The following is a 23,928-nucleotide window of genomic DNA, read 5'->3' on the forward strand; positions in this document are numbered from 1 at the left end:
GCCCTGCCCAACAGACAGGATATGCTTGGAGAGGAAGCTGGTAGAATGGATAAGAAAAAGATAGCAAAAGCATCAGGCGGCCTGCATGGAACGATTGATATTCCGGGTGACAAATCGATCTCGCATCGCAGCGTCATGTTTTCCGCATTGGGGGATACGCCGGTTCATATTACGAATTTTTTGCATGCGCAGGACTGTTTGTCGACAGCGGCCTGTATGAAATCGCTTGGCGCTGAAGTCCGCTTTCTGAATGAGGGGGAACTCATGGTGACCGGCCATGGACTGCATGGACTTCAGGAGCCTGCCGGGATTATTGATGCCGGAAATTCCGGGACGACTTTGCGGTTGATGATGGGGATTCTGGCGCCGCAGCCCTTTTTGACTACGTTTACGGGGGATGCCTCTCTGCATCATCGCCCGATGGGCCGGGTTATCGAACCTCTGACACGGATGGGGGCCTGCATCTATGGGCGCCAGCAGAATCAGAAACTGCCGATCACGGTTGTACCGTCAGCGGAAAAACTTCATGGGATTACGTATCAAAGCCCCGTAGCCAGTGCTCAGGTTAAATCCGCTTTGTTGCTGGCTGGGATGTATGCCGATGGCAATACGACCGTCATTGAGCCGTTCCGGTCGCGTGATCATACTGAGCAGATGCTGGAAGCTTTTGGTGCAGAAGTGGAGCGCGAGGGGAATTCTGTTACGATTCATCCGGTCCGGACCTTTCGGACACCGGAATCCATTCATGTTCCGGGAGACATCAGTTCTGCGGCTTATTGGCTGGTAGCAGGGTCGATTGTGCCGGGCAGCAGCCTGCTGCTGAATCATGTCGGGGTCAATCCGACGCGTACCGGTATCCTTGATGTTCTGAAAGCGATGGGCGCAAAGCTTGAAATCCGGAACCGGCGGATAAGCGGAGGCGAAGAGGCGGCAGATATTCGAGTGGAGTCGAGTTTTCTGCATGGCGTTTCTTTTGGCGCAGAGATTATGCCGCGTCTGATTGATGAGATTCCGATCATTGCTGTGGCTGCTTTATTTGCTGATGGCGACACAGTGATTACCGGAGCGGGAGAACTTCGCGTTAAGGAGACAGATCGCCTGCAGGCCATCGTTGATCAGTTTAATCAGCTGGCACCGGGGGCGGCAGAGGGGGTTGAGGATTGTTTGATCATTCATGGCGGACGCCCGCTGCAGCAGGCGGAGGTGTTTTCTTATGATGATCATCGCATGGCTATGTCCCTGGCTGTGCTCGGTATGGCCGGGGAGGGCGCTGTCCTGCGCCGGCCAGAGTGTGTGAATATCTCGTATCCGCAATTCTATGAAACGCTGGCCGGATTGTGTTAAGTTTGTTTTATCTGCGGGTGGAATACTTCTTAGGGGGAAAGGATTTTGAAACGTTTAGTGGTTGCGATTGATGGGCCTGCTGGAGCCGGAAAAAGTACGGTGGCGCAGCTGGCTGCCAAAAAGCTCGGATATACTTATATCGATACAGGTGCGATGTATCGCGCTGTGGCATGGAAGGTCCTGCAACAGCAGGAAGTTACAGATGAACGAATACTGGAAGTGATCCGGGATATTGATGTCGATCTGCATTATGCAGAAGGAAGGACAACCGTTACGGTAGATGGAGAAGATGTCAGTGCGGCGATCCGTACGCCCGAAGTCAGTGCCGTGGTTTCACGTGTGGCAGCACTTGGTCCGGTTCGTACCAAGATGGTGGATCTGCAGCGAAAGATGGCGAAGCGGGGGGCTGTTCTTATGGATGGCCGGGATATCGCCACAAATGTCCTGCCTCATGCCGATGTGAAAATTTTTCTGACGGCATCGATTGAAGAAAGAGCGCGCCGCCGCTGGAAAGAGATGAAAGAAAAAGGGTATGACATCGCTTTAGAAACATTGAAAAAAGACATTGCCGCCCGCGATAAAGCGGACAGCGAACGTGAGATTTCTCCTCTGGTGCAGGCGGATGATGCGGTTTTGCTGGATACGACGGGGCTTTCTATTGATGAGGTGGTTGCACGTATCCTGAATCTGTGTCAGTGAGGTGGTATCATGATTTATTCGTTTCTTCGTGTTGCTTTTTCTTGTTTCTTTCGTGTGCTCTTTCGTGCAGAGATCAAAGGGCAGGAACATCTTCCCCGGGAGGGAGCTGTTATTCTTGCCGCAAATCATATGAGCAACTGGGATCCTCCTCTTGTGGCGTCCTTCCTGTCCCGTCCCGTTAGTTATATGGCAAAGGCAGAGCTTTTTCGCATCCCGGTCTTTGGCCGCGTCATTACCGCGTGCCATTCGTTTCCGGTCCATCGCGGTGCGGCGGATCGGGGTGCGATCAAAGCGGCCGTCAAAGTCCTGAAAGAGGGACGATGCCTTGGACTTTTTCCCGAGGGGACACGCAGCCGGGATGGGCATATACATAAAGCAGAGGCCGGGGTCGGACTTATTGCCGCTATGACAGGCGCTCCGGTGGTTCCGGCTGCCGTGATCGGAACCAATCAGATTTTTTCCTTCGGACATTTTTTGCCAAAGCTGCGCGTCATTTACGGTGAACCGATCCGTTTTCAGGGAGACCCGAGGAATAAGGAAGATTTGGCGGCGTTTTCCCAATCGGTTATGGATCATATTGCTGCGATGAAAGAGACAATCATTCATGGGAATGGATGTGTTTGAACTCTGTTTTTATGAATGGGAACGAAAAAAATCGATAAACCGCGAAAAATTGTTTGCCTGAATGAAGATAATATGTTAGACTGTATATTAGATTTGCGAAAACGGATCATTTTTATCCGGATTGGCGAAATATAAAACATGGTGGTTGATATATTGGAAGTCATCTTGGCGGATTATCTGGGGTTTTGTTATGGTGTGAAGCGCGCTATAACGATTGCCAGAGAAAATGCTTCTGCGGATGGCACTGCCTGTACGTTGGGACCGATTATTCACAACCCGCAGATGGTAGAACGTCTGAAACGGGAAGGGGTAGGGTCGGTTGATCGTTTGGACGAGCTGAGACATGGAACCGTGATTATTCGATCACATGGTGTCGGTCCTCAGGTTTATGACGAGGCAGAGCGCCGCGGACTGGGCATTGTTGATGCTACCTGTCCACATGTAAAAAAAGCACAGATTTCGGCAAAGTTGTTGGTTGAGGAAGGATATCATGTCGTCATTATTGGCGAACGGGAACATCCTGAAGTCAAGAGTATTTTTGAATGGTCAAACGGTCAGGCAGAAATTATTGAAACGACTGCAGAGGCTGATGCATTGAAGACGTGGGCAAAGCTGGGGATTGTGTGTCAGACGACGTTCTCGGGCGGTAAGTTTCGGGAAATCGTTACGCATCTCGTGGAGAAATCCAGAGAGATTAAGGTCCTGCGCACGATTTGCACGGCGACAGATCAGCGGCAGGCCGCAGCTATGGAACTGGCGGCAAACGTTGATGTGATGCTGGTTATTGGTGGGAAAAACAGCGCCAACACAACGAGGCTTGCACAGCTTTGTGCAAAACAATGCAAGACTTATCACATCGAGACGGCAGATGAACTGCAGCCCGGGTGGTTTGATAAAATTGAAAAAATTGGTATTACAGCGGGCGCTTCTACGCCTGACTGGATTATCAAGGAGGTATATAAAAAGTGTCAGAACAGATGAATATGGAAGAGTTGTTAGCACAGGAGTCCATGCCGGATATTCAGGAGCGCACCGTTGTTGAAGGTACGGTTATCCAGGTTAACCGTGATGAGGCTTATGTGGATATCGGATACAAGCAGGAGATTGCCATCCCCAAGCGCGAGCTGGCTTATCCGGCTCCGGAGTCGGCAGAAGATGTTGTAAAGGTCGGGGATAAAATCGATGTTTATGTTGTTTCCCTCGGCGGCGACAATGGCGGCATCCTCTCCAAAGTAAAGGCTGACCGCATGGTTGCCTGGAAGGAAATGGAAGCTGTTCAGGAGCGCGGCGAAACGGTACAGGCGCAGGTCAATCAGGTAGTAAAGGGCGGCCTGGTCGCTTCGGTTAACGGTCTGCGTGGTTTTATTCCTGCTTCTCAGATGGAACTTCATTTTGTGAAGGACTTGTCCGTATATGTCGGCCAGACTGTGGAATGCGAGATCATCGAAATTGATGTGCATAAGCAGCGTCTGGTTCTTTCCCGCCGCAAGCTGCTGGAAGCTGAGCGTGCAGAAAAAGAAGAAGAAGTTTTCTCTACGCTTGAGGCTGGAACGACGGTTCGCGGTACGGTCAAACGCATTGTGGACTATGGTGCGTTCATCGATATCGGCGGCGTAGATGGACTGGCACATATCTCTGATTTGGCCTGGCATCGCGTAAAGCATCCGTCGGATGTTCTGGAAGTAGGTCAGGAACTCGATGTGTATGTGAAGAACGTGGATAAGGATGCAAAACGCATTTCCCTCTCCGTGAAAGATACGATGCGCGATCCGTGGCTGGATAATGCAGAGAAATATAATGAAGGCGACATCATTGAAGGCAAGGTCATCAAGCTGACAGACTTTGGCGCATTCATGGAAATCGAGCCGGGCTTTGATGGCCTGATCCCGATGGGCGAACTCGCTGAGAAACGCATTGAGCGTGCAGATGAAGCGGTTCATGTCGGTGATATCGTCAAGGTGAAGATCCTGCGCATCGATATGAAGCGTAAGCGCATTTCGCTTTCTATCACGAAAGCGAAGGATTGATGGATTTTCAATCATCAATTAGATAGAAGAAACTCAGAGGAGTGATGATTATGCATCACTCCTTTGTTTTTGAATGAACGGGTTGACAGATAGAGGGCATAAAAGAGAGTATAAGAAGATGAGCAAGCAATATGCGGGAACTATCCTGCGTGTATATCCAGGCAGCCTGGCTGAAGAGCTGGGGCTGGTGCCGGGAGATAAAATTTGGTCAGTCAATGGACAGAATCTGCGGGATATTATCGATCTCAGCTTTGCCATGGCCGATGAGGAAATCGATTTGGAGATCGAGCATGGTGACGGGAGTCGGGAAGTGATTTCCTTTGATAAGGATTTTGATGAGGAACTTGGCGTAGAGTTTTCTTCTGCCGTTTTTGATGGGATTCGCCGCTGCGCCAATCATTGTTATTTTTGTTTTGTGGATATGATTGCCCCCAATATGCGCAGCAGTCTCTCCATCAAGGATGATGATTACCGATTGTCGTTCCTTTATGGCAATTTTGTAACCATGACGAATATGGGCCCCCATGATTTCAAGCGCATCGAACAATTTCATCTCTCTCCCCTTTATGTATCTGTGCAGTGTATGAATCCTGAACTTCGCGCACAAATGCTCCGCTGCCGTCAGGCCGCGGCGATCGCAGAGCAGCTTGATCGTCTGGAACAAGCTGGCGCGGATTATCATACGCAAGTGGTGCTTTGCAGCGGCTTAAATGATGGGGAAGAGCTGGAGCGCACCATCCGTGAAGTAGCGGCCCGCCGTCCGCATGCCTTATCCATGGCGGTGGTCCCTGTCGGCATTACAAAATATCGGAATGATCCGTTTCCCCTTGCGCAGTTCGATGCGGCCGGAGCGGCCAGGGTGATCGATGCCGTAGAACCCTGGCAGGAAAAAATGCGCCGGGAGGATGGCCGGACTTTTTTCTATCTTGGCGATGAATTTTATTTTTTGGCGGGGCGCGATGTTCCGCCGGCGGATTATTATGATGGGTTCCCGCAGCTGGACAATGGCATTGGCCTGACGCGGAACTTTATCGAGGAATGGGGAAAAACGGTTCCTTCTGAGTTGCCTTATGATGAGCCGATATGTCTCGATGTGGTAACGGGGACGGCAGTAGCGCCTGTGCTTCGGAAGCTGGCGGAATCGGTTGATAAACGCAATCTGACGATACGGATCATACCGGTAGCCAATGATTATTTTGGACATACAGTCAATGTGTCCGGGCTGCTGACGGCACGCGATATCATAGCCCGTCTGCAGGCCATGCCGGGCCGCCGGGATGGTATTTTGCTGCCGGAATCTGCACTGCGCTCCGGTGAAGATGTTTTTTTGGACGATGTTTCGTTGTCGGAGATGAAGGCGGCTTTTCCTGAGGCGCGGATTGAAGTGGTTCGGTCAGGCGGAGATTATCGCCGGGCATTGACGGATTGGCTTCATTATCACAAAGACCGCGGTGCGGAATGTTCCTATACCTGGCAGAGCAATGCCGGTTACACGAAACCGTCTGATGAATGACGGCGTTGTTCCATCAAAGCGTATGATACGACGATATAGGGAAAGAAGGTTATTTTATGAGCAAACCCATAGTGGCCATTGTCGGCCGTCCGAATGTTGGCAAATCGACGTTGTTCAATCAGATCGGCAAGAAACGGATTTCCATCGTGGATGATATGCCGGGGGTTACGCGTGACCGGATTTATCTCGATGCCGAATGGCTGAATCACGAATTCACGATGATCGATACGGGGGGAATCGAACTCGATGAAAGCGATCATATTCTGCGTTCCATGCGACAGCAGGCTCAGATTGCCATTGAAGAAGCGGATGTGATTCTTTTTCTGGTCGACGGGCGTACCGGGCTGACCACTGCGGACGAAGAAGTGGCACGGATGCTTCGCAGCGCGAAAAAACCGGTTGTCCTTGGAGTCAATAAAATCGACAGTCCGCAGCTGGCTGTGAATGCCTATGAATTCTATCAGCTTGGACTCGGCGATCCTATTGCGCTGTCTGCTTCCAACGCTATGAATCTAGGCGATCTGCTGGATGCTGTTGTGGCGGCTTTTCCGCAAACGAAGGCGGAAGAAAAAGAGGAAGATGAGATTTGCATTGCGGTGATCGGCCGCCCGAATGTCGGCAAATCTTCACTGGTCAATCAACTGTTGGGGGAAGAGCGCGTGATTGTCAGCGATATAGCCGGTACGACGCGCGATGCTATTGATACGCATTTTGTCAAGGATGGAAACAAATTCATGCTCATCGATACGGCTGGTATGCGCCGGCGCGGCAAGATCGATGAACCGGTGGAACGCTATAGCGTCATGCGTTCCCTGCGCGCCATTGACCGGGCCGATGTGGTTCTCATGCTGATTGATGCCTCGGAAGGGATTACAGAGCAGGATAAAAAAATCGCTGGATATGCGCATGAGTCTGGACGAGGCGTAATCCTTGTGGTCAATAAGTGGGATATTTATCCGGATAAAGATGATAAGTCCACGCTGCGGTTTACAGAGGAACTCCGCGAGGAGATCGGCTTCCTGCAATATGCACCGGTTCTTTACACCTCGGCGCTGACCGGCCAGCGCATCAATCGTGTGACCGAACTTGTGAGATATGTGGCAGAGCAGCAGTCTATGCGTATCAAAACCAGTGTACTCAATGATCTGATACGTGATGCCGTATCGGTCAATCCGCCTCCCATGCATCGCGGTCGGCAGCTGAAAATTCTGTTTATGACACAGGTGGACATCAAGCCGCCGAAGTTTATTCTCTTTGTGAATGACCCGGAACTCATGCATTTTTCGTATCTGCGTTTCATCGAAAACCGTCTGCGTGAAATGTATGGCTTTGAGGGAACGCCGATTCGTTTGATTGTACGTGCGCGCACGGAGGAGGATGAGTAATGGAGCTGGCATTTTTCAGCTGTCTTACGGCATATTTTCTCGGTTCCATTCCCAATGGGCTTTGGCTTGGCAAATTGATCTGGCATGTTGACCTTCGGGAGCATGGAAGCCATAATATCGGAGCAACCAATGCCTGGCGGACACTTGGAAAGGGGCCGGGACTGCTGATTTTTCTGCTGGATTTTTTCAAGGGCGCGCTGAGCGTCTGGGTCGCCTGTGCCATGGCAGGAACGCCGCTAGTTATGGTTCTGGCCGGTGTTTTTGCTATACTTGGTCATTCCTGCTCGATCTTTTTGAAATTTAAAGGTGGGAAAGGCGTGGCAACCGGCCTGGGGGTGATCGTCATGCTGATGCCGCTGACCGCACTGTTTGTCTTTTTGGTGTGGCTGGTGCTGGTAAAATGGTCGGGCTATGTGTCTCTGGCATCGATTGCCGCCGCGGCATTGGTTCCGATTCTGGCGGGCGTTGGCGGATATCCGTTTGAATACATTGCATTTGGCGCAGTGGCTGCATGTTTTGTCATCGTCCGTCATCATGCGAACATCCATCGTCTGCTGAATGGAACCGAGAGTAAGATCAAGGCGGGACATCATTGACATAAATTGTTACAGACAATCGATTTATGACTCCCTATTTTACAGATGTGATGGACATTTGTAAAAAAATATTGGCGCAAGTCCACATGTTATGGTATACTATCTTTTGTCAGTAGAATTTTATCCATTGGAGGCGTAATATATGAATGATCAGAAGAGCGGTTTTTTCCTTGTCCGTGAAGAAATCCTTCCGGAAGCGATAAAAAAAACCATCAAGGTCAAGGAAATGCTGAAGCGGGGCGACGCACGTACCATCAATGAAGCAGTGGAAAAGATGGAATTGTCCAGGAGTGCTTATTATAAGTATAAGGATTATGTTTTTCCGTTTTACGAGGCCAGCCAGAACAAAATTGTGACGCTGACCTTTCTGCTCGAGCATAAGAAAGGCGTTCTTTCCAGTGTGCTCAATACCATTTCCGCAGATTCGGGAAGCGTCATGACGATCAATCAGGGAATCCCGCTGCAGGGCGTGGCCAATGCTACGGTATCCATTGAAACGGCAAACCTGAGTGTTGATCTTGAGGCCCTGTTGGACAAGCTGCGCATGGTTGATGGCGTCAAGCGGCTTGAAGTTTTGGGGCAATCGTAAGAAGGGAGGTGCGCCGCATGGAAAAAGTTATTCAGATTGCCTTGCTGGGAGCTGGAACAGTAGGGTCTGGCGTGGTCAAGGTACTAGAAATGAATCGTCGGCAGATTACGGAGCGTGTCGGCGCACCGATCCAGCTGAAGACGGTGCTGGTTCGTACTTTGGGGAAAGCGCGCCCGGAGCTTGCATCCTATCAGGTAACGGATAAAATTGAAGATATTCTCAACGATGAGGAGATCGATGTCGTTGTGGAATTGATGGGCGGTATTCATCCGGCCCGTGAATATATGCTTCGTGCTATGGAAGCCGGAAAAAGCGTGGTTACGGCCAACAAGGATGTCGTCGCACAGTTCGGCAAGGATATGTTCGATATGGCAGAACGGCAGGATGTAGATTTCTTGTTTGAAGCCAGTGTCGGCGGCGGAATTCCTATCATTACGCCGCTCAAGCAGTGCCTGACTGCCAATAAGGTGACGGAAATTATGGGCATTGTCAATGGAACAACGAATTATATGCTTACCAAGATGACCGAGTGCGGCAGTGATTACAATACGGTATTGAAGGAAGCACAGGAAAAGGGATATGCTGAAGCTAATCCGTCGGCAGACGTCGATGGGCTTGATGCGGCCCGCAAGGCGGCTATTCTGGCTTCGCTGGCTTTTAATACGCGGGTGGAGCTCAAGGACGTTTCAGTGGAGGGAATCACGAAAATTACGCCGGCTGACATCGATTATGCGAAGAATTTGGGCTATGTCATTAAGTTGCTGGCGGTCGGCAAGGACTCTCCGGAGCATGGAGTGGATGTGCGTGTTCATCCGGTATTTCTGCCGGAGGATCATCCGCTGGCTTCGGTCAATGGCGTGTTTAATGCGATTTTTGTACGCGGCAATGCGATTGGAGAGGCTATGTTTTATGGACAGGGAGCCGGTTCCCTGCCGACGGCATCGGCTGTTGTATCGGACATTATCGACGTGTCCCGTGATATTCTTCATCACACCTTTGGCCGCGTCCGCTGTACCTGTTATGAGAAAAAGAAGCTGTGCCCGCTGAAGGAAACCGAATCGTCGTATTATGTTCGCTTGCTGGTCGATGATAAGCCGGGCGTTCTTGGCTTTGTTGCCACAGCGTTTGGCGATGCCGGCGTCAGTCTGAAATCGGTCATTCAGACTCAGCGCAATATCATCGAACATGCAGAAATTGTGGCGATTACCCATATGGTACGGCATGAACAGATGGAACAGGCGCTGGATGTGCTGAACGGGCTTCCTGTGGTTGATGAAATCCGCAGCGTGATTCGTGTGGAAAAGGAACGGGGGTAAGGCTGTGAGCAGTCAGAGTATTACGGTACGTGTTCCCGGCACCAGCGCGAATTGCGGACCGGGGTTTGATTCCATTGGACTGGCGTGTACCATTTATAACGATTTGGAGCTTACCTTGCTGAAGGAACCGGGATTAAGCATTACTGTCCACGGCGAAGGCGAAGAAAATATTCCCTGTGACAAGCGGAATATCGTCTGGCGTTCCGTTCGCTATTTGCTCGGAAAGGCGGGGCGCGATAAGGAATATCGGGGGGCGGTGATCCGCATGCGGAATCATGTGCCGTTGTCCCGAGGCCTGGGAAGCAGTGCAACCGCTATTGTAGCGGGGCTGAAAGCCGCCAACGTCCTGATTGGCAATCGGTTCAGCCGCCGGGAGCTTCTGCAGTTTGCGACGGAGATCGAGGGGCATCCCGATAATGTTGCGCCGGCGATTTTCGGCGGGTTTACGGTAAGTACAGTGACCGACGGAAGAGTGGAATGTTTCAGCTTTATGCCGAAGTCGCGTTTGCGCCTTGTGGTTGCCGTACCAGATTTTCCGCTCTCGACGCGCAAAGCAAGATCGGTGCTTCCCGCGCAGGTCCCGATGAAAGATGCTGTCCGGAATATTGGCAAGGCAGCGATGATGGTTGCTGCGCTTTGCCGGGGAAATGATCGCTTTTTGCACCATGTGTTTGACGATGCCCTGCACCAGCCGTATCGTGCGCGGCTGATTCCCGGAATGTATGATGTCTTTGCCGCAGCGCGTAAAGCCGGGGCTCTGGGAGCCAGTCTCAGCGGTGCAGGACCGTGTCTTATCGCCTATACCCTGGAGCGTCGGCACTGTGAAGAAGCGGTGGGAAAGGCCATGCAGGACATGTTTCATCGTCATGGCGTTCGTGCCAGAATCTTTACTTTGGATTTGGACAGCCGCGGAGCACATATTGTGAATAAGAATAATCATTGAAGGCCTTTCCCTTCGAGGATGAAACAGAGGAACCCCTCTGCAGCGTTCGGTTCAGATAGAGACGATGGCGTTTTCTGCTGATTCCCGGGCCATCCTTGGAGAGAAAGGCTGTTTCTTTGCGAAAGAAGGAACCATCATGACGGAAAACGAATTTGTGCGGAAGGTGCGCGACCGGGGAGGGCGGGCTTTTCTGGTCGGAGGCTGGGTGCGTGATCAATTCCGCGGAGAGGCGCCGCATGATAAGGATTATATGATATCCGGAATGGCCGAATCGGATTTTGCTGCACAATTTCCTGAGGCACGGAAGGTGGGAAGATCCTTTCCCGTTTACCTTGTGTATATAGATGGCAAGGAGTGTGAGGTAGCTTTTGCCCGGCGGGAATATAAAGCGGGGAGCGGGTATCGCGGTTTTGTAGTGGAAAGTGATCCTTCCGTAACGGTGGAGGAAGATTTATTTCGCCGGGATACTACGATGAACAGTCTGGCTATCGAACTTCCCTTTGGGCGATGCCTGGATTATTACGGAGGGCGGAAGGATATCCGGGCAAGGCGTATCCGCGCGGTTTCGGCGCATTTTTGTGAGGATCCGGTTCGCGCTTTGCGGGCTGCCCGGCAGGCTGCAGCATTTCAGTTTTCCATTACAGAAGAGACCATTGCTTTCATGCGGTCCTGTCGGGACGAATTGGCGCAGGAACCGCAGGAACGCTTGCTGGGCGAATTGAAACGCGCTCTGCAGACCGAGAAACCATCTGTTTTTTTTGAAATGCTGCGGCGCGCTGATTTGCTGTCGGTTACTTTTCCGGAGATTGCAGCTCTCATTGGCAGGACCCAGCCCGCTGCTTTTCATCCTGAGGGCGATGCCTATTGCCATACGATGATGGTTGTGGATCAAGTCGCTAAGGATACTCCTTCTGTACTGGCGCGATTTTGCGGGCTGGTTCATGATTTGGGCAAGGGAACAACACCGCGGGATATGGAACCGCATCATTATGGTCATGAACAGAGAGGGGTGGATGTGCTACAGAAATGGAACAGGCGGATGACGCTGCCGCGAAACTGGATGCAGGGCGGCGTTTTTCTTATCCGGCAGCATATGCGGGCGCCTCGTCTGACAAAGGCGGGGAAAATTGTCCGCCTTCTTTTGGACGCGGAACGATCCGTCCTGTCGCTGTCGGAGTTTTGTGCGGTCATTCGGGCGGACCATCATAGTCTTCCCATTTATCTTGAACGGGCAGAGGAGATAATAGAACGGATGCATACGGTTAACGGAAGAGATTGTCCGAGGGAAATACGCGGTCATGAAGTGGGGAAATGGCTCCTTGACCGTCAGATTTGCGTGTACCGGGATTTTCTGGTCCGGGAGGTATCCGGAAGAAATATTGATAAATCTTCGGAAAGTAGCTATAATTAAGACATCAGAACCACGCAATCTGAAATATCAAGGAGGCGATATTCGTGAGCAATATCATTCCCTATCGCTCGAAGAAGCCAGTTATTGATCCATCGGTTTTTCTGGCGCCCACGGCAACCGTGGTCGGTGATGTAGAAATCGGTGCAGGATCAAGTGTTTGGTTTAATGCAGTTATTCGCGGTGATTTTCAGAAGATCACCATTGGCAAGCATACCAATATCCAGGATAATGCTACGATCCATGTTATGGCGAATGTACCGACAAAGATCGGTGAGAGCGTCATCATCGGACATAATGCCATTGTTCATGCCAGTCGGATCGGTAATAACTGTTTGATCGGCATGGGATCGATCATTCTCGGTTATACGGATATTGGCGATAATGTGGTCATTGGAGCGGGAACGATGATTACGCAGCATAAAAAAATACCGTCGAATTCGCTGGTTTACGGCAATCCGGCACAGATCATTCGTTCGTTGCGCGATGATGAAGTAGAGGCATTGCATGATTCTGCAATGAATTATGAGCAGGTAGCTAAAAACTATCAGGCAGAATTGCTGTAATTCGTGATATCAATCAAAATAAGGGGATCTTATACGAATGGAAAAAACACTTGTACTTATTAAGCCCGATGCTTTCGCAAAACATTACAGCGGGGATATCCTGAAACGATATGAACAGGAAGGCTTCCGGGTCGTCGCCATGAAGCTTTTGAAGATGGATGAAAGGCTGGCCTCTATTCATTATGCAGAACATATCGGACGGCCGTATTATCGTGATCTTGTCGGGTTTATGACCTCAGCTCCCTTGATTGCCATGGTATTGGAAGGTGATCACGCGATTGCCCGTGTCCGTGAGATCAACGGAAAAACCAATCCGGCTGAGGCAGCGGAAGGAACGATTCGCAGGCAGTTTGCTGCCAGCGGCAGCCGCAATGCGGTCCACGCATCGGACAGTCCGGAAAGTGCAAAGCGGGAAATTTCCATTTTCTTTAATGAAACGGAAATCTTCGATGAAGATTATCATGTGAAAGACTGAGATGAGGATATTATGAGCGTTACCACGAAAACAGGAGACGGAGGAAAGACCAGCCTGTATACAGGAGAACGGGTGGATAAGGGATCCCTGCGGGTGGAAACGTATGGCACGATTGATGAGGTCGGCTCTGCTCTTGCCATGGCCCGCGCCTTTTCGGCCCGTCCGGAGATTCAGGAGCAGATTTACGTTTTGCAAAAAGAACTGACTTTGCTGATGGCGGATTTTGCCAGTCTGGGCAGCTCGCCCCGCATTACGGAAGAACATATCCGATCTATTGAACAACGCATCGATGACGCGGAAGCAACACTACCGCCGATCAAGGTATTCCTTGTGCCGGGAGATACGAAAGCGGGAGCTATGCTCGATCTGGCGAGGGCGACAGCCCGGCGCGCGGAGCGGTGTGCCTGCCGCCTTGCTGCGGAGGAAGAAGTGGCGGATACAGACCGTCGGTTCCTTAACCGGATCTCTGACTATTGTTTTCTGCTCATGCGCTTGGAAGAGCGCTGATTGCGTGATACAGCAGAATAGCGTCGAGAAAAAGAAGGATAGTCTGCAGGCAGGCTGTCCTTCTTTGCGGTTGCAAAAGCAGGGTAAAAATGATAAGCTAAGGAAGTAGTTGAAGTGAGCAAAGTCGCCTGTTTATGGCAGAAAAGAGATTGTGTATTATGTGGGGAAAATTATGCGCCGGAATTTTAGGAGTTTTAATCATGGCAGGATCGGCTGCCGGGATGCAGGCAGAGGCTGCTGGTACGGCACCGGCACAACAGGCCGCAGATCAGCGCAGCTCCACGGCGCAGCTGAAAATATCCATTAATCTGGCGGCCAGATCATTGGCACTCTATAGGGACACGGATAAGATACGGCTTTATCCGATTGGTCCGGGAGCTGCGGATACACCAACGCCGGTTGGGTATTATAAAATTCAGGAAAAAGACGTCAATCCGACATGGACGGATCCGGATACCGGAGTCTCGATCCCCTCAGGGCCGGATAATCCGCTGGGGTATCGCTGGATGACGCTGAAGGGCAATATTGGCATTCATGGCACAAATCGTCCGGATTCCGTCGGCCATCTGGTTTCGCATGGGTGTATTCGCATGCGTGAGAAGGATGTCGAAGCTTTGTTTGATTTGGTTCATGTAGGTACACCTGTTGAGATCACATATAACCGGGTCGTTGTGGAAAAAGCCCCTGATGATACGGTGGTATATTATGTTTATCCGGACGGATATGGTTGGCAGAAGCTTCGGCCGGAAGACGTTCAGAAATGGCTTTCCGGTTATGGCGTGGGGGATTTTGTTTCCGATTCAGATATTGAGGCAAAGATTGATGCTTCGGACGGAGAGCCTACCTTTGTGGCGAAGGTATATCCACTGTATCTCAATGGCATTCGGCTGAAGAAGCAGGCTGTTGTTCAGGATGGGATCACTTATTTGCCCGCCAACGATCTGGCTGAGGCATCAGGGATTGATCTTGGCTGGAATCCGGAAAGCGGTATGCTGATCAGCACGCTGGGACAGGCTAAAGGCTATGATAAACGCGACGTTCTGTATTGCCGGGCAGAGGATACGGCGGTTTTGTTTCATCTGGATGGTGCCATCGATGAAAACAAGCGTTTTGTTTTGACCGCAAAGAAAACAAGAGAAATGATGGATACAGCCGCAGAGGAAAAAGCGAAAACGGCAGAGCATGGTTCAGAGCCATACGCTGCCGGCGTCACGGAAGCCGCTTCTGCTGAGCAGCAAAAGCCGGCAGATGGCAGTGCCAGCCGAAAGACACTGGATCAGATCTATCAGGAAGCAACGAAATAATCAGGGGATATTCTTTAGAACTGTCAGGAATCGGGCTCAGTGAGTACAGATGCCTGGCAGTTTTCCGCTTTTTCTATGGCAGTGCGAACAAGAGGAGAGGATTGTTTTGAGTCAGCGTTTTGTGATCTTGGACGGCAGCAGTTTATTGTATCGGGCGTTTTATGCCCTGCCGATGCTTACGGATTCCCGGGGAGAGCCGACGAATGCCATCGTCGGTTTTTCGAACATGCTGACCAGACTGTTGGGGCAATGCCAGCCTGATGCGTTGGTTATCGCATTTGATAAAAGCAGAACAACATTTCGTACAAAAAAATATCCGCAATATAAAGGGACGCGTGATAAGACACCAGAAGAGCTGCTGGCACAAATTCCGCTGCTTCGTGAATATGCTGCCGCGTTCGGAGTGGCTTTTCTGGAAAAGGAGAACTATGAGGCCGACGATATCATCGGCACGTTAGCTTCATCCGCTGCGGCAGAAAAACATGATGTCATGGTGGTGACCGGCGACCGCGACGCCCTTCAGCTGGTGCGCCCGAATCTGCGTGTTCTTTTGACCAAACGGGGCATCACGGATATGAAGGAGTATGATGAAGCGGCATTCCGGGATGAATATGGAATGGATCCCATCCGCCTCATTGATCTCAAAGGGCTTATGGGCGATACATCGGATAATATCCCCGGAGTGCCAGGTGTGGGGCCGAAAACCGCTGCCAAACTGTTGCAGCAATATGGAACCTTGGAAAATGTATTGAATCATGTGCAGGACATTTCGGGGAAAAAGCTTCGGGAGAGGCTGGAGAGCAATCGCTCACAAGCTATTTTATCAAAGGAACTTGCTACGATTGAACTTCATGTTCCTGAATTGCCGCTGCAGGTGGATTCTTATATCATCCGTCCTGACCGGGATGAGATGCGGGCCTTCTGTGAGCGGTATGAACTGCGCGCTGTGTGGAAAAACTTCCAGAAATGGATGGGCTATGAGGAAGAAACTCGTGAAACAGCGGCTGGTCAGGGGAAGGCAGAAGCGGATCTGTCTTATCAGAAATGGTCAGCAGAGGATATCCATGCGTTTCTGGAGCAAACAACCCCATTTTCTCTCAGCGGTGTTTTCTCCGGCACGGCTCCCTTTGAGCAGCTGCAGGGGCTGGTTGTCTGCATGGATCAGGCAGGGCATGCTGGTTATATACCGGCAAATCATCCGGCATTTTCCCGTTTGCTGGCAGCGATCGGTGATTGCCGTCCTGTAACGGTTTTTAATCTGAAACGATATTATCATGCCGGGCTGCATGCCGGTACCGTTTATTTTGACGTCCAGCTGGCGGATTATCTGCTTCAGCCCGAATTGTCTTCCTATGACCTGAAGAAATTGTCACAGCAGTATCTTTCGGATCGTTCGGTGCCGGAAGCGTTTTCGGACGAAATCGAACAGGCCGTATGGGAGGCAAAGACTCTTTTTGCCCTGCGTGAAAAGATTGCGGCAGATCTGGATGAGCGCGGCATGAGAACGCTTTATGAGCAGGTGGAACTTCCGCTGGTTGAAGTGCTTTCGTCGATGGAACAAAACGGCGTATTTGTCAATCAGACACAGCTGGAACGCAAGGCTGCGGAGGTGGAGGCGCACATTCAAACCATTCAGCAGAACATTTACGAGCTGGCGGGGGAGGAGTTTAATATTCATTCGCCGAAGCAGCTTGGTGAAATTTTATTTGACCGGCTGGGGTTGCCGGCTGTTAAAAAGACGAAGACGGGCTATTCTACTAATGCCGAGGTTTTGGAATCCCTGCGCGATCAGCATCCGATCATCGAGCAAATTTTGGCTTATCGAATGTGGACGAAGCTGAAATCCACATATCTTGATGGGATCGGTGAACTGATTCATCCGGATTCCGGCCGTGTCCATACGAGCTTTAATCAAACGGTTACGGCGACGGGCCGGCTTTCCAGCTCCGATCCGAATCTTCAGAATATCCCGGTGCGTACGGAAGAGGGCAAGACGATCCGGGCGCTGTTTGAGCCGGGCGAAGGGTATGACTGTCTTGTTTCGGCGGATTATTCTCAGATTGAACTTCGTTTGCTGGCGCATATGTCGGGCGACGTGAATTTCATTGACGCCTTTCGCCGAAATCAGGACATTCACGCCAGAACGGCATCCGAAGTCTTTGGCGTTCCTTTGGAAGAGGTTACGCCGGAACTGCGCCGCAAGGCGAAAGCCGTCAATTTTGGCATTGTTTATGGTATCAGCGATTATGGGTTGTCACGCGATCTGCATATACCGAAAAAAGAAGCGGCAGGTTATATCCGCAGCTATTTTGAACGGTATCCGGATGTGAAAAAATTTTTGGACAGCATGGTAGAGCAGGCGCATAAAACCGGAAGCGTGACAACGTTGTTTGGACGCCGCCGGGATCTTCCGGCAATCAATAGCCGGAACTTTATGCAGCGTTCGTTTGCAGAGCGTATGGCAATGAATACGCCGATACAGGGGACAGCCGCCGATATCATAAAGCTGGCCATGATTTCGGCATACCGCAGACTCAGGGATTCCGGCCTGAAGAGTCGTATTCTGCTGCAGGTTCATGATGAGCTGGTATTGGAGTCCTGCCATGATGAACTGGCGCAGGTGTCCGATATTTTGCGGCAGTCTATGGAACAGGCAGCGGAGCTTTCTGTTCCTCTGATCATTGATATTCATGCTGGGAAAAACTGGGCGGAGGCGAAATGAGATGCCGGAGCTTCCTGAAACAGAGGTCATACGGAGGTATTTGGACCGACATCTTCGAGGGCGGAGAATCACTTCGGTGGAGGTTCGTTTGCCCCGTCAAATCAAGTGGCCGGATCCTCAATCGTATTGTGGCAAGGCGAGCGGCTCCGTAATCCGCTCCGTTGGCCGGCGCGGAAAATATTTGCTGATTGAGCTGGAACATGGCCGGGAACTGGTCTTTCATCTACGCATGACCGGGCGGCTGGTGCTGGAACCGGAGGGGATTAGTCATGATCCCTATGCGCGGATTCTTTTTTCGCTGGATAACGGAACCATGCTGGTATATGGTGATACGCGCACGTTAGGCAGGGTTTATGCGCTCGAGTCTGGAGAACGATATCGGATTCAGGGGCTGGCGGCAATGGGGCCGGAGCCTCTGTCGAAGAAATTTACTGTAACTTATTTTCGGAACGCCTTATATGGCCGGCATGTCTGTATCAAGACGTTTCTGCTCGATCAGAAAAAAATCGGTGGGATCGGTAATATTTATGCGGATGAGGCCTTGTTCCTAGCAGGGATTTATCCCCGCCGGCAGGCGGGAAGCCTCAGTGCAGAAGAATGCCGCCACCTTCATGCAGCGATCAATCAGGTTATTGCCGCAGGGATCCGGGACGGCGGAACAACTTTTCGCGATTATCGGAATGGAGAAGGAAGGCGGGGGCATCATCAGGATTTTCTTTACGTTTACCATCGTGAAGGTGAGCCGTGCCGCCGCTGCGGTACGCCTATCGTGAAAGAAACGGTCGGCGGACGCGGGACGCATTATTGTCCGCACTGCCAGCCGGGTCCAGCGGACAACAATGGAGGGAGAGCTTCCGTATGAATATTATTGGTCTGACTGGCGGGATTGCCAGCGGAAAATCCACGGTTTCCTCTTTTTTTCGACAAAAGGGGGCGGCTGTGTTGGATGCGGATCGGATTGCCCGGGAATTGTCTGAGCCGGGCGGAAAACTGCATGCAGAATATGTTCACCATTTTGGCGCGGAGGTTTTGCAAAGCGATGGCACGTTGAACCGCAGGCGTATCGGTCAGATTGTTTTTTCCGATCCCCAGCAGAAACAATGGCTGGATGCGGTATCTCATCCGGCTATCCGGGCAGAACTTCTGCGAAAGCTTGAACAGAAGCGAAACGAGAAGCAGCGTCTAATCCTGCTGGATATCCCCTTGCTCTTTGAGTCCGGATGGGATAAAATGGCAGATAAAACTTGTCTGGTTTATGTCGATGAATCCGTACAGCTGCAGCGTCTGATGAAACGCGACGGCTATACGCGCCGGGAAGCGCAAGACCGCATTGCTGCGCAGATGCCTCTGGAAGAGAAAAAGAAGCGTGCGGATTATCTGATCGATAACAATGGCAGCCTGATGGATACCGTTCAGCAGGCTGAAGAACTTTGGAAGGAGTGGATCCATGGGGGACTTTCGTGACAGAGTCCGGCAGAATCGGAGAGAGCAGCGCCGGATGGCCGTCTGTTTCTGTGTCGCGTTATTTATCTTTGTCGTCAGTCTTGGCGCTTATTTTGTTTTGCAGTTTGAACCGGTACAACGCAGTTATTTTTATGTGTATCCCTGGCATGAAACCATTATGAAATATGCAAAGTTGTATCATGTAGACAGTAATCTTACCGCGGCAGTCATTAAGAACGAAAGCAAATTTCGACAGACGGTGCATTCGCATCGCGGTGCGGTCGGTTTGATGCAGCTCATGCCGGACACTGCTGAATGGGTTGCCCGCCAGCTGGGCGATCAGGGATACAGTGAAGAAAGCCTGCACGATCCGGACCGTAATATCCGCTATGGTACATGGTATTTATCCGAACTTCAGCGGGAATTCCACGGGAATGACATTCTGGCGCTGGCTGCCTATAATGCAGGCCGCGGCAATGTCCATGAATGGATTCAGAACAATGGCTGGACGGATCATTTTTCCGATATCGATGCGATTCCGTTCCGGGAAACGCGCGATTATGTCCGTCAGGTTTTGTCGGATCAAAAGAAATATAGGGAGCTTTACCCGTAATGACCGGGAGAAGAGGGAATAACAATGCAAAAGTATCGGATTGTTCCACAAAAGGAGAATATGTTCTGGCAAATGGTCCAGGGTATGACGTTGGATGATGAGCAAAAAGTGCTTATGAAATCGGCGACAATCCGTCATGTTGAAGTATGTACGAAGACAAATAGCTGGGAGATTGCGCTGATAAGCCAGACACTGATCCCTGAGTCGCTGCTGAGCGAGGCCGCTTTGCAGATTCGGCGCAAATGTCAGCTGAATCAGGTGATATTCTATCAGGAAGTCATTGATATTGAAGATGGCATTCGGCGTTTATGGCCGCAGCTGGTTACCCAGACTGCTGAAGGGAATCCGACGGTTTTCCAGCTTTTAAAGCGTACGAGGTATACGGTCGACGGCAGCCGTTTGATTTTGGATGTCCCCGGTGAACTTGGAGGCGAAATCATGCGGGCGCATTCTGTCTCTCAGCTGATGAGCCGTGCCATCAAGCAAATGCTGGGATATCGCTGCCCGGTGGAATGCCATGCCAGTGAAGAGGTGCTGCAGTCACTGGAAGTAGATGACTGTTTCAATACGCCGGAATATCATCAGGCTGTGCAGCATGAGCAGGTCAGGGAAAAGAAAACAGCCGGAATGCCGCCGGCCCCGGAGAAAAAGCCTTCGCCAGCTCCGGTCATGCCGCGTCGTCATGAAAAGACGGGAGATGCCCCTATAGTGGTAGAAGGAACCGGAAGCCTGATTTTTGGACGCGGCGTTATGGGAGAACGGAAGAGCATTGCCGAATTGGATGGTGAGATCAAACAGGTGATTCTGGAAGGACGTATCGGCGAAGGTCCTGGCTCCGGAAGCAAGGTGATTGAATTCAAGACGGGCACCAAGCTCCTCACCTTTTGCCTGACGGATGAAACGGATGGAATCGCCTGTAAAAAATTCTTCAAACCTGGAAAAGGAAGAAATCATGCAGATGAAGATCCGGATCAGATCCTGAGCAAGCTGTCTGATGGCATGGAAGTACGTGTGCGCGGTTCGATCCGCTTTGATACATATATGAACGAATATGTATTATTTGTGGATTCCATGGCAAAAAAAGAAAAAGTTCTGAGAGAAGATCATGCAGAGGTTAAACGCGTAGAGCTTCACGCCCATACGACCATGAGTGCGATGGACGCAGTCGTGTCCGTTAAAGATCTGGTCAATACAGCGGCACGCTGGGGGTGGCCGGCCGTAGCGGTTACAGATCATGGCGTGGTACAGGCCTTTCCGGATGCGGCGAAAACCGTTAAAGAAAACAAGCTCGATATCAAGATCATTTATGGCATGGAAGGCTATCTGACCGGAGATGATTTTGAGCAAAAACGAGCCAATCACATCATTTTTCTAGCGAAAAATCCGAATGGTCTGCGTAATCTTTATCAGATGGTGTCTTTGGCTCATGTTAAGTATTTCCACCGGCAGCCGCGGCTGCCAAAACGGATTGTTCAGGAATATCGCGATGGCATTTTGATCGGCTCGGCCTGTGAAGCGGGAGAGCTGATCCGGGCGATCGTCGAGGGACAGAATGATGAACAGCTGATGGAGATTGCTGATTTTTATGATTATTTGGAGATCCAGCCGATTCATAATAATGATTTTTTGAAACGCAGTGATAAATATCCTCATATCAACACGGATGAAGATTTGATCCGAATCAATCAAAAAGTGGCTGAGATTGCCAAGAAGCTGGGGAAGCTTTTGGTAGCGACCTGCGATGTGCATTTTCTAAATCCGGAGGACAGCATCTACCGTGCCATTCTCATGAAAGGAAAAGGGTTTGACGATGCGGAAATGCAGCCGCCGCTGTATTTGCGCACCACGGAGGAGATGCTGAAAGAATTTGCATATCTTGGTCAAGAGGCTGCCTATGAGGCCGTGGTGACGAATCCACGCAAAATCAATGAGCAGATCGAAGCGTTTAAGCCGATACCGGACGATCTCTATTCACCAATGATTCCCGGTGCAGATGAAGAGATCCGTTCGATGTCTTATCGCAGGGCAAAGTCCATGTATGGCGAGAATTTGCCGCGTATTGTGGAAGATCGCCTGCAGCAGGAATTGCGTCCGATTATTGGCCATGGATTTTCGGTCTTGTATCTTATCGCGCAGCGTCTGGTCAAGAAGTCCAATGATGATGGCTATCTGGTCGGATCCCGTGGTTCTGTCGGTTCTTCGTTTATCGCCACCATGACCGGTATTACGGAAGTAAATCCCCTGCCGCCGCATTGGCGCTGTCCGCACTGCCAGTACAGCAAGTTTATTACAGATGGTTCATATGGCTGTGGCTATGACTTGCCCGATAAGCTTTGTCCGGTATGCGGCACTCCGCTGCTCAAGGACGGGCATGATATTCCTTTTGCCGTATTTCTGGGCTTTGACGGGGATAAAGTCCCGGATATTGATCTGAACTTTTCTGGTACGTATCAGCCGGTGGCGCATAAATACACGGAGGTTTTATTTGGCAAGGATAATGTCTATCGCGCCGGTTCTATTCAGACTGTAGCAGATAAAACGGCGTTTGGGTATGTGAAAAAGTTCTTCGAGGAAAAAGGGATCAAAAAACACATTTCCTATATTGATCGTCTGGCTCATGGCTGTATGGGCGTTAAGTCGACGACCGGACAGCACCCGGCTGGAATCATGGTTGTTCCCCGTAATATGGACGTCCATTTCTTTACGCCCATTCAGCATCCGGCTAATGATATGAATTGCGGGACGATCACGACGCATTTTGATTATCATTCCATCAGCAGCCGTCTGGTTAAGCTGGATATTCTTGGTCATGATGATCCGACGGTAATCAAAATGCTGGAAGATCTTACGCACCGCGATCCGAAAACGATCCCGTTTGATGATAAGGCGACGATGTCGATCTTTAATTCCACGGATGCACTGGGGGTCACCCCGGAGGACCTGGGAGCTACATCGGGAACTTTCGGGATTCCGGAGTTTCGCACTCCGTTTACACGACAGATGATCGATGATACCAATCCGGATGTATTTTCTGATCTGGTCCGTATTTCCGGTTTTTCGCATGGCACGGATGTATGGTTGGGCAATGCGCAGGATTTGATTCGCGGCGGACAGTGTACGATCAAAAACGCGATATCCGCCCGAGACGATATTATGATGTATCTGATCCATCACGGTATTGATCCGCTCCTGTCTTTTAAGACGATGGAGAAAGTTCGCAAAGGGCGGGGAATTGCCCCGGATGTAGTGGAGGTTCTTCGCAAGGGAGGTATTCCGGAATGGTTTATCGAATCCTGTCAAAAGATTAAATACCTGTTTCCTCGTGCCCACGCTACGGCCTACGTCATGATGGCATACCGGATTGCGTTCTGTAAGGTTCATTATCCGCTGGCATACTATGCGGCTTATTTTTCGATTCGCGCTGCGGAATTTGATGCGAATGTGGTGGCGCGCGGCAAAGAATATGTCAAAGACCAGATCCATCAGCTGGAATTGGCAGCGAAAGAGAAAAAGCTTGATGCCAAACAAAATGCTACATTGATCGTGCTTCAGTTGGCATGGGAAATGTATTTGCGCGGCTATATCTGCGAATATGTGGACATTTATCAATCGGAAGCAGAGGCGTTTGTCATCCATGAAAAATCCCTTTTGCCGCCGATCGCCAGCCTTAGCGGGATGGGCGCAAAGGCCGCGCAAAGTATTGTGGAGGCGCGGAAAGACGGCGAATTTACCAGCATAGAGGATCTGCGCCGCCGCACGGGGATATCGAAGACGAATATTGAGATTCTGCGTGAACACGGCTGCCTGGATGGTATGGGCGAAAGTGACCAGATCGCTTTGTTCAGTTGAGCTAT

Annotated in this window: 21 protein-coding genes; all 21 read left to right on the forward strand. The window is 50.8% G+C overall.

Annotation, left to right across the window (positions count from 1 at the left end):
* Positions 1–45: 45 nt before the first annotated feature.
* The 21 genes from aroA (at position 46) to FYJ78_RS09415 (ending at position 23,923) form a co-directional block, all read left to right on the forward strand.
* Positions 46–1,344: a 3-phosphoshikimate 1-carboxyvinyltransferase gene (gene aroA, locus FYJ78_RS09315; protein ID WP_154621124.1), complete on the forward strand. Its 1,299-nt coding sequence runs from the start codon at positions 46–48 to the stop codon at positions 1,342–1,344.
* A gap of 45 nt (positions 1,345–1,389) precedes the next feature.
* Positions 1,390–2,043 carry a (d)CMP kinase gene (gene cmk, locus FYJ78_RS09320; protein ID WP_154621125.1) on the forward strand — a complete coding sequence of 218 codons (654 nt, stop codon included), beginning with the start codon at positions 1,390–1,392 and terminating at the stop codon, positions 2,041–2,043.
* 9 nt (positions 2,044–2,052) lie between these two features.
* Positions 2,053–2,667 carry a lysophospholipid acyltransferase family protein gene (locus FYJ78_RS09325; protein ID WP_154621126.1) on the forward strand — a complete coding sequence of 205 codons (615 nt, stop codon included), beginning with the start codon at positions 2,053–2,055 and terminating at the stop codon, positions 2,665–2,667.
* Positions 2,668–2,820: 153 nt separating this feature from the next.
* A complete protein-coding gene (ispH, locus tag FYJ78_RS09330) occupies positions 2,821–3,648 on the forward strand; it encodes a 4-hydroxy-3-methylbut-2-enyl diphosphate reductase (RefSeq protein ID WP_154621188.1) in 828 nt (275 codons plus the stop codon).
* Positions 3,649–3,650: 2 nt separating this feature from the next.
* On the forward strand, positions 3,651–4,694 hold the full coding sequence (rpsA, locus tag FYJ78_RS09335; protein WP_154621189.1) for a 30S ribosomal protein S1: 1,044 nt from the start codon (positions 3,651–3,653) through the stop codon (positions 4,692–4,694).
* A 118-nt stretch (positions 4,695–4,812) separates the two neighbouring features.
* Positions 4,813–6,207 carry a DUF512 domain-containing protein gene (locus FYJ78_RS09340; RefSeq protein WP_154621127.1) on the forward strand — a complete coding sequence of 465 codons (1,395 nt, stop codon included), beginning with the start codon at positions 4,813–4,815 and terminating at the stop codon, positions 6,205–6,207.
* Between the two features lie 56 nt (positions 6,208–6,263).
* Positions 6,264–7,592: a ribosome biogenesis GTPase Der gene (gene der / locus FYJ78_RS09345; protein WP_154621128.1), complete on the forward strand. Its 1,329-nt coding sequence runs from the start codon at positions 6,264–6,266 to the stop codon at positions 7,590–7,592.
* Positions 7,592–8,188, forward strand: coding sequence for a glycerol-3-phosphate 1-O-acyltransferase PlsY (plsY, locus tag FYJ78_RS09350; RefSeq protein WP_195847939.1), 597 nt, complete (start codon positions 7,592–7,594; stop codon positions 8,186–8,188). The genes der and plsY overlap by 1 nt, the downstream gene beginning before the upstream one ends.
* Before the next feature lie 142 nt (positions 8,189–8,330).
* A complete protein-coding gene (locus FYJ78_RS09355; RefSeq protein WP_154621129.1) occupies positions 8,331–8,777 on the forward strand; it encodes an ACT domain-containing protein in 447 nt (148 codons plus the stop codon).
* 17 nt (positions 8,778–8,794) lie between these two features.
* Positions 8,795–10,093, forward strand: coding sequence for a homoserine dehydrogenase (locus FYJ78_RS09360; RefSeq protein WP_154621130.1), 1,299 nt, complete (start codon positions 8,795–8,797; stop codon positions 10,091–10,093).
* A gap of 4 nt (positions 10,094–10,097) precedes the next feature.
* Complete coding sequence (gene thrB, locus FYJ78_RS09365; protein WP_328597693.1) at positions 10,098–11,036, forward strand: homoserine kinase; 939 nt, start codon at positions 10,098–10,100, stop codon at positions 11,034–11,036.
* A 136-nt stretch (positions 11,037–11,172) separates the two neighbouring features.
* Positions 11,173–12,447 carry a tRNA nucleotidyltransferase/poly(A) polymerase-related protein gene (locus FYJ78_RS09370; protein ID WP_154621131.1) on the forward strand — a complete coding sequence of 425 codons (1,275 nt, stop codon included), beginning with the start codon at positions 11,173–11,175 and terminating at the stop codon, positions 12,445–12,447.
* 44 nt (positions 12,448–12,491) lie between these two features.
* Entirely contained in the window at positions 12,492–13,010 is a 519-nt protein-coding gene (locus tag FYJ78_RS09375; protein WP_328597694.1) for a gamma carbonic anhydrase family protein, read from the forward strand.
* Between the two features lie 37 nt (positions 13,011–13,047).
* On the forward strand, positions 13,048–13,485 hold the full coding sequence (gene ndk, locus FYJ78_RS09380; RefSeq protein WP_154621132.1) for a nucleoside-diphosphate kinase: 438 nt from the start codon (positions 13,048–13,050) through the stop codon (positions 13,483–13,485).
* A gap of 12 nt (positions 13,486–13,497) precedes the next feature.
* Complete coding sequence (locus FYJ78_RS09385) at positions 13,498–13,992, forward strand: cob(I)yrinic acid a,c-diamide adenosyltransferase (protein WP_154621133.1); 495 nt, start codon at positions 13,498–13,500, stop codon at positions 13,990–13,992.
* Positions 13,993–14,192: 200 nt separating this feature from the next.
* Complete coding sequence (locus FYJ78_RS09390) at positions 14,193–15,296, forward strand: L,D-transpeptidase family protein (RefSeq protein ID WP_235899980.1); 1,104 nt, start codon at positions 14,193–14,195, stop codon at positions 15,294–15,296.
* 49 nt (positions 15,297–15,345) lie between these two features.
* Positions 15,346–18,018, forward strand: a complete 2,673-nt coding sequence (gene polA, locus FYJ78_RS09395) for a DNA polymerase I (RefSeq protein ID WP_408014441.1) — start codon at positions 15,346–15,348, stop codon at positions 18,016–18,018.
* A 1-nt stretch (position 18,019) separates the two neighbouring features.
* Positions 18,020–18,880: a bifunctional DNA-formamidopyrimidine glycosylase/DNA-(apurinic or apyrimidinic site) lyase gene (gene mutM / locus FYJ78_RS09400; RefSeq protein ID WP_154621136.1), complete on the forward strand. Its 861-nt coding sequence runs from the start codon at positions 18,020–18,022 to the stop codon at positions 18,878–18,880.
* Positions 18,877–19,482 (forward strand): dephospho-CoA kinase, encoded by a 606-nt coding sequence (gene coaE, locus FYJ78_RS09405; RefSeq protein WP_154621137.1) that lies wholly within the window; start codon positions 18,877–18,879, stop codon positions 19,480–19,482. Before mutM ends, coaE begins: the two co-directional genes overlap by 4 nt.
* Positions 19,466–20,074 (forward strand): lytic transglycosylase domain-containing protein, encoded by a 609-nt coding sequence (locus FYJ78_RS09410; RefSeq protein WP_154621138.1) that lies wholly within the window; start codon positions 19,466–19,468, stop codon positions 20,072–20,074. Before coaE ends, FYJ78_RS09410 begins: the two co-directional genes overlap by 17 nt.
* Before the next feature lie 24 nt (positions 20,075–20,098).
* Complete coding sequence (locus FYJ78_RS09415) at positions 20,099–23,923, forward strand: PolC-type DNA polymerase III (protein ID WP_154621139.1); 3,825 nt, start codon at positions 20,099–20,101, stop codon at positions 23,921–23,923.
* Positions 23,924–23,928: the final 5 nt, after the last annotated feature.

Source organism: Wylensekiella montiformis (assembly GCF_009697385.1).
Taxonomy (GTDB): Bacteria; Bacillota; Negativicutes; order Selenomonadales; family Selenomonadaceae; genus Selenomonas_A; species Selenomonas_A montiformis.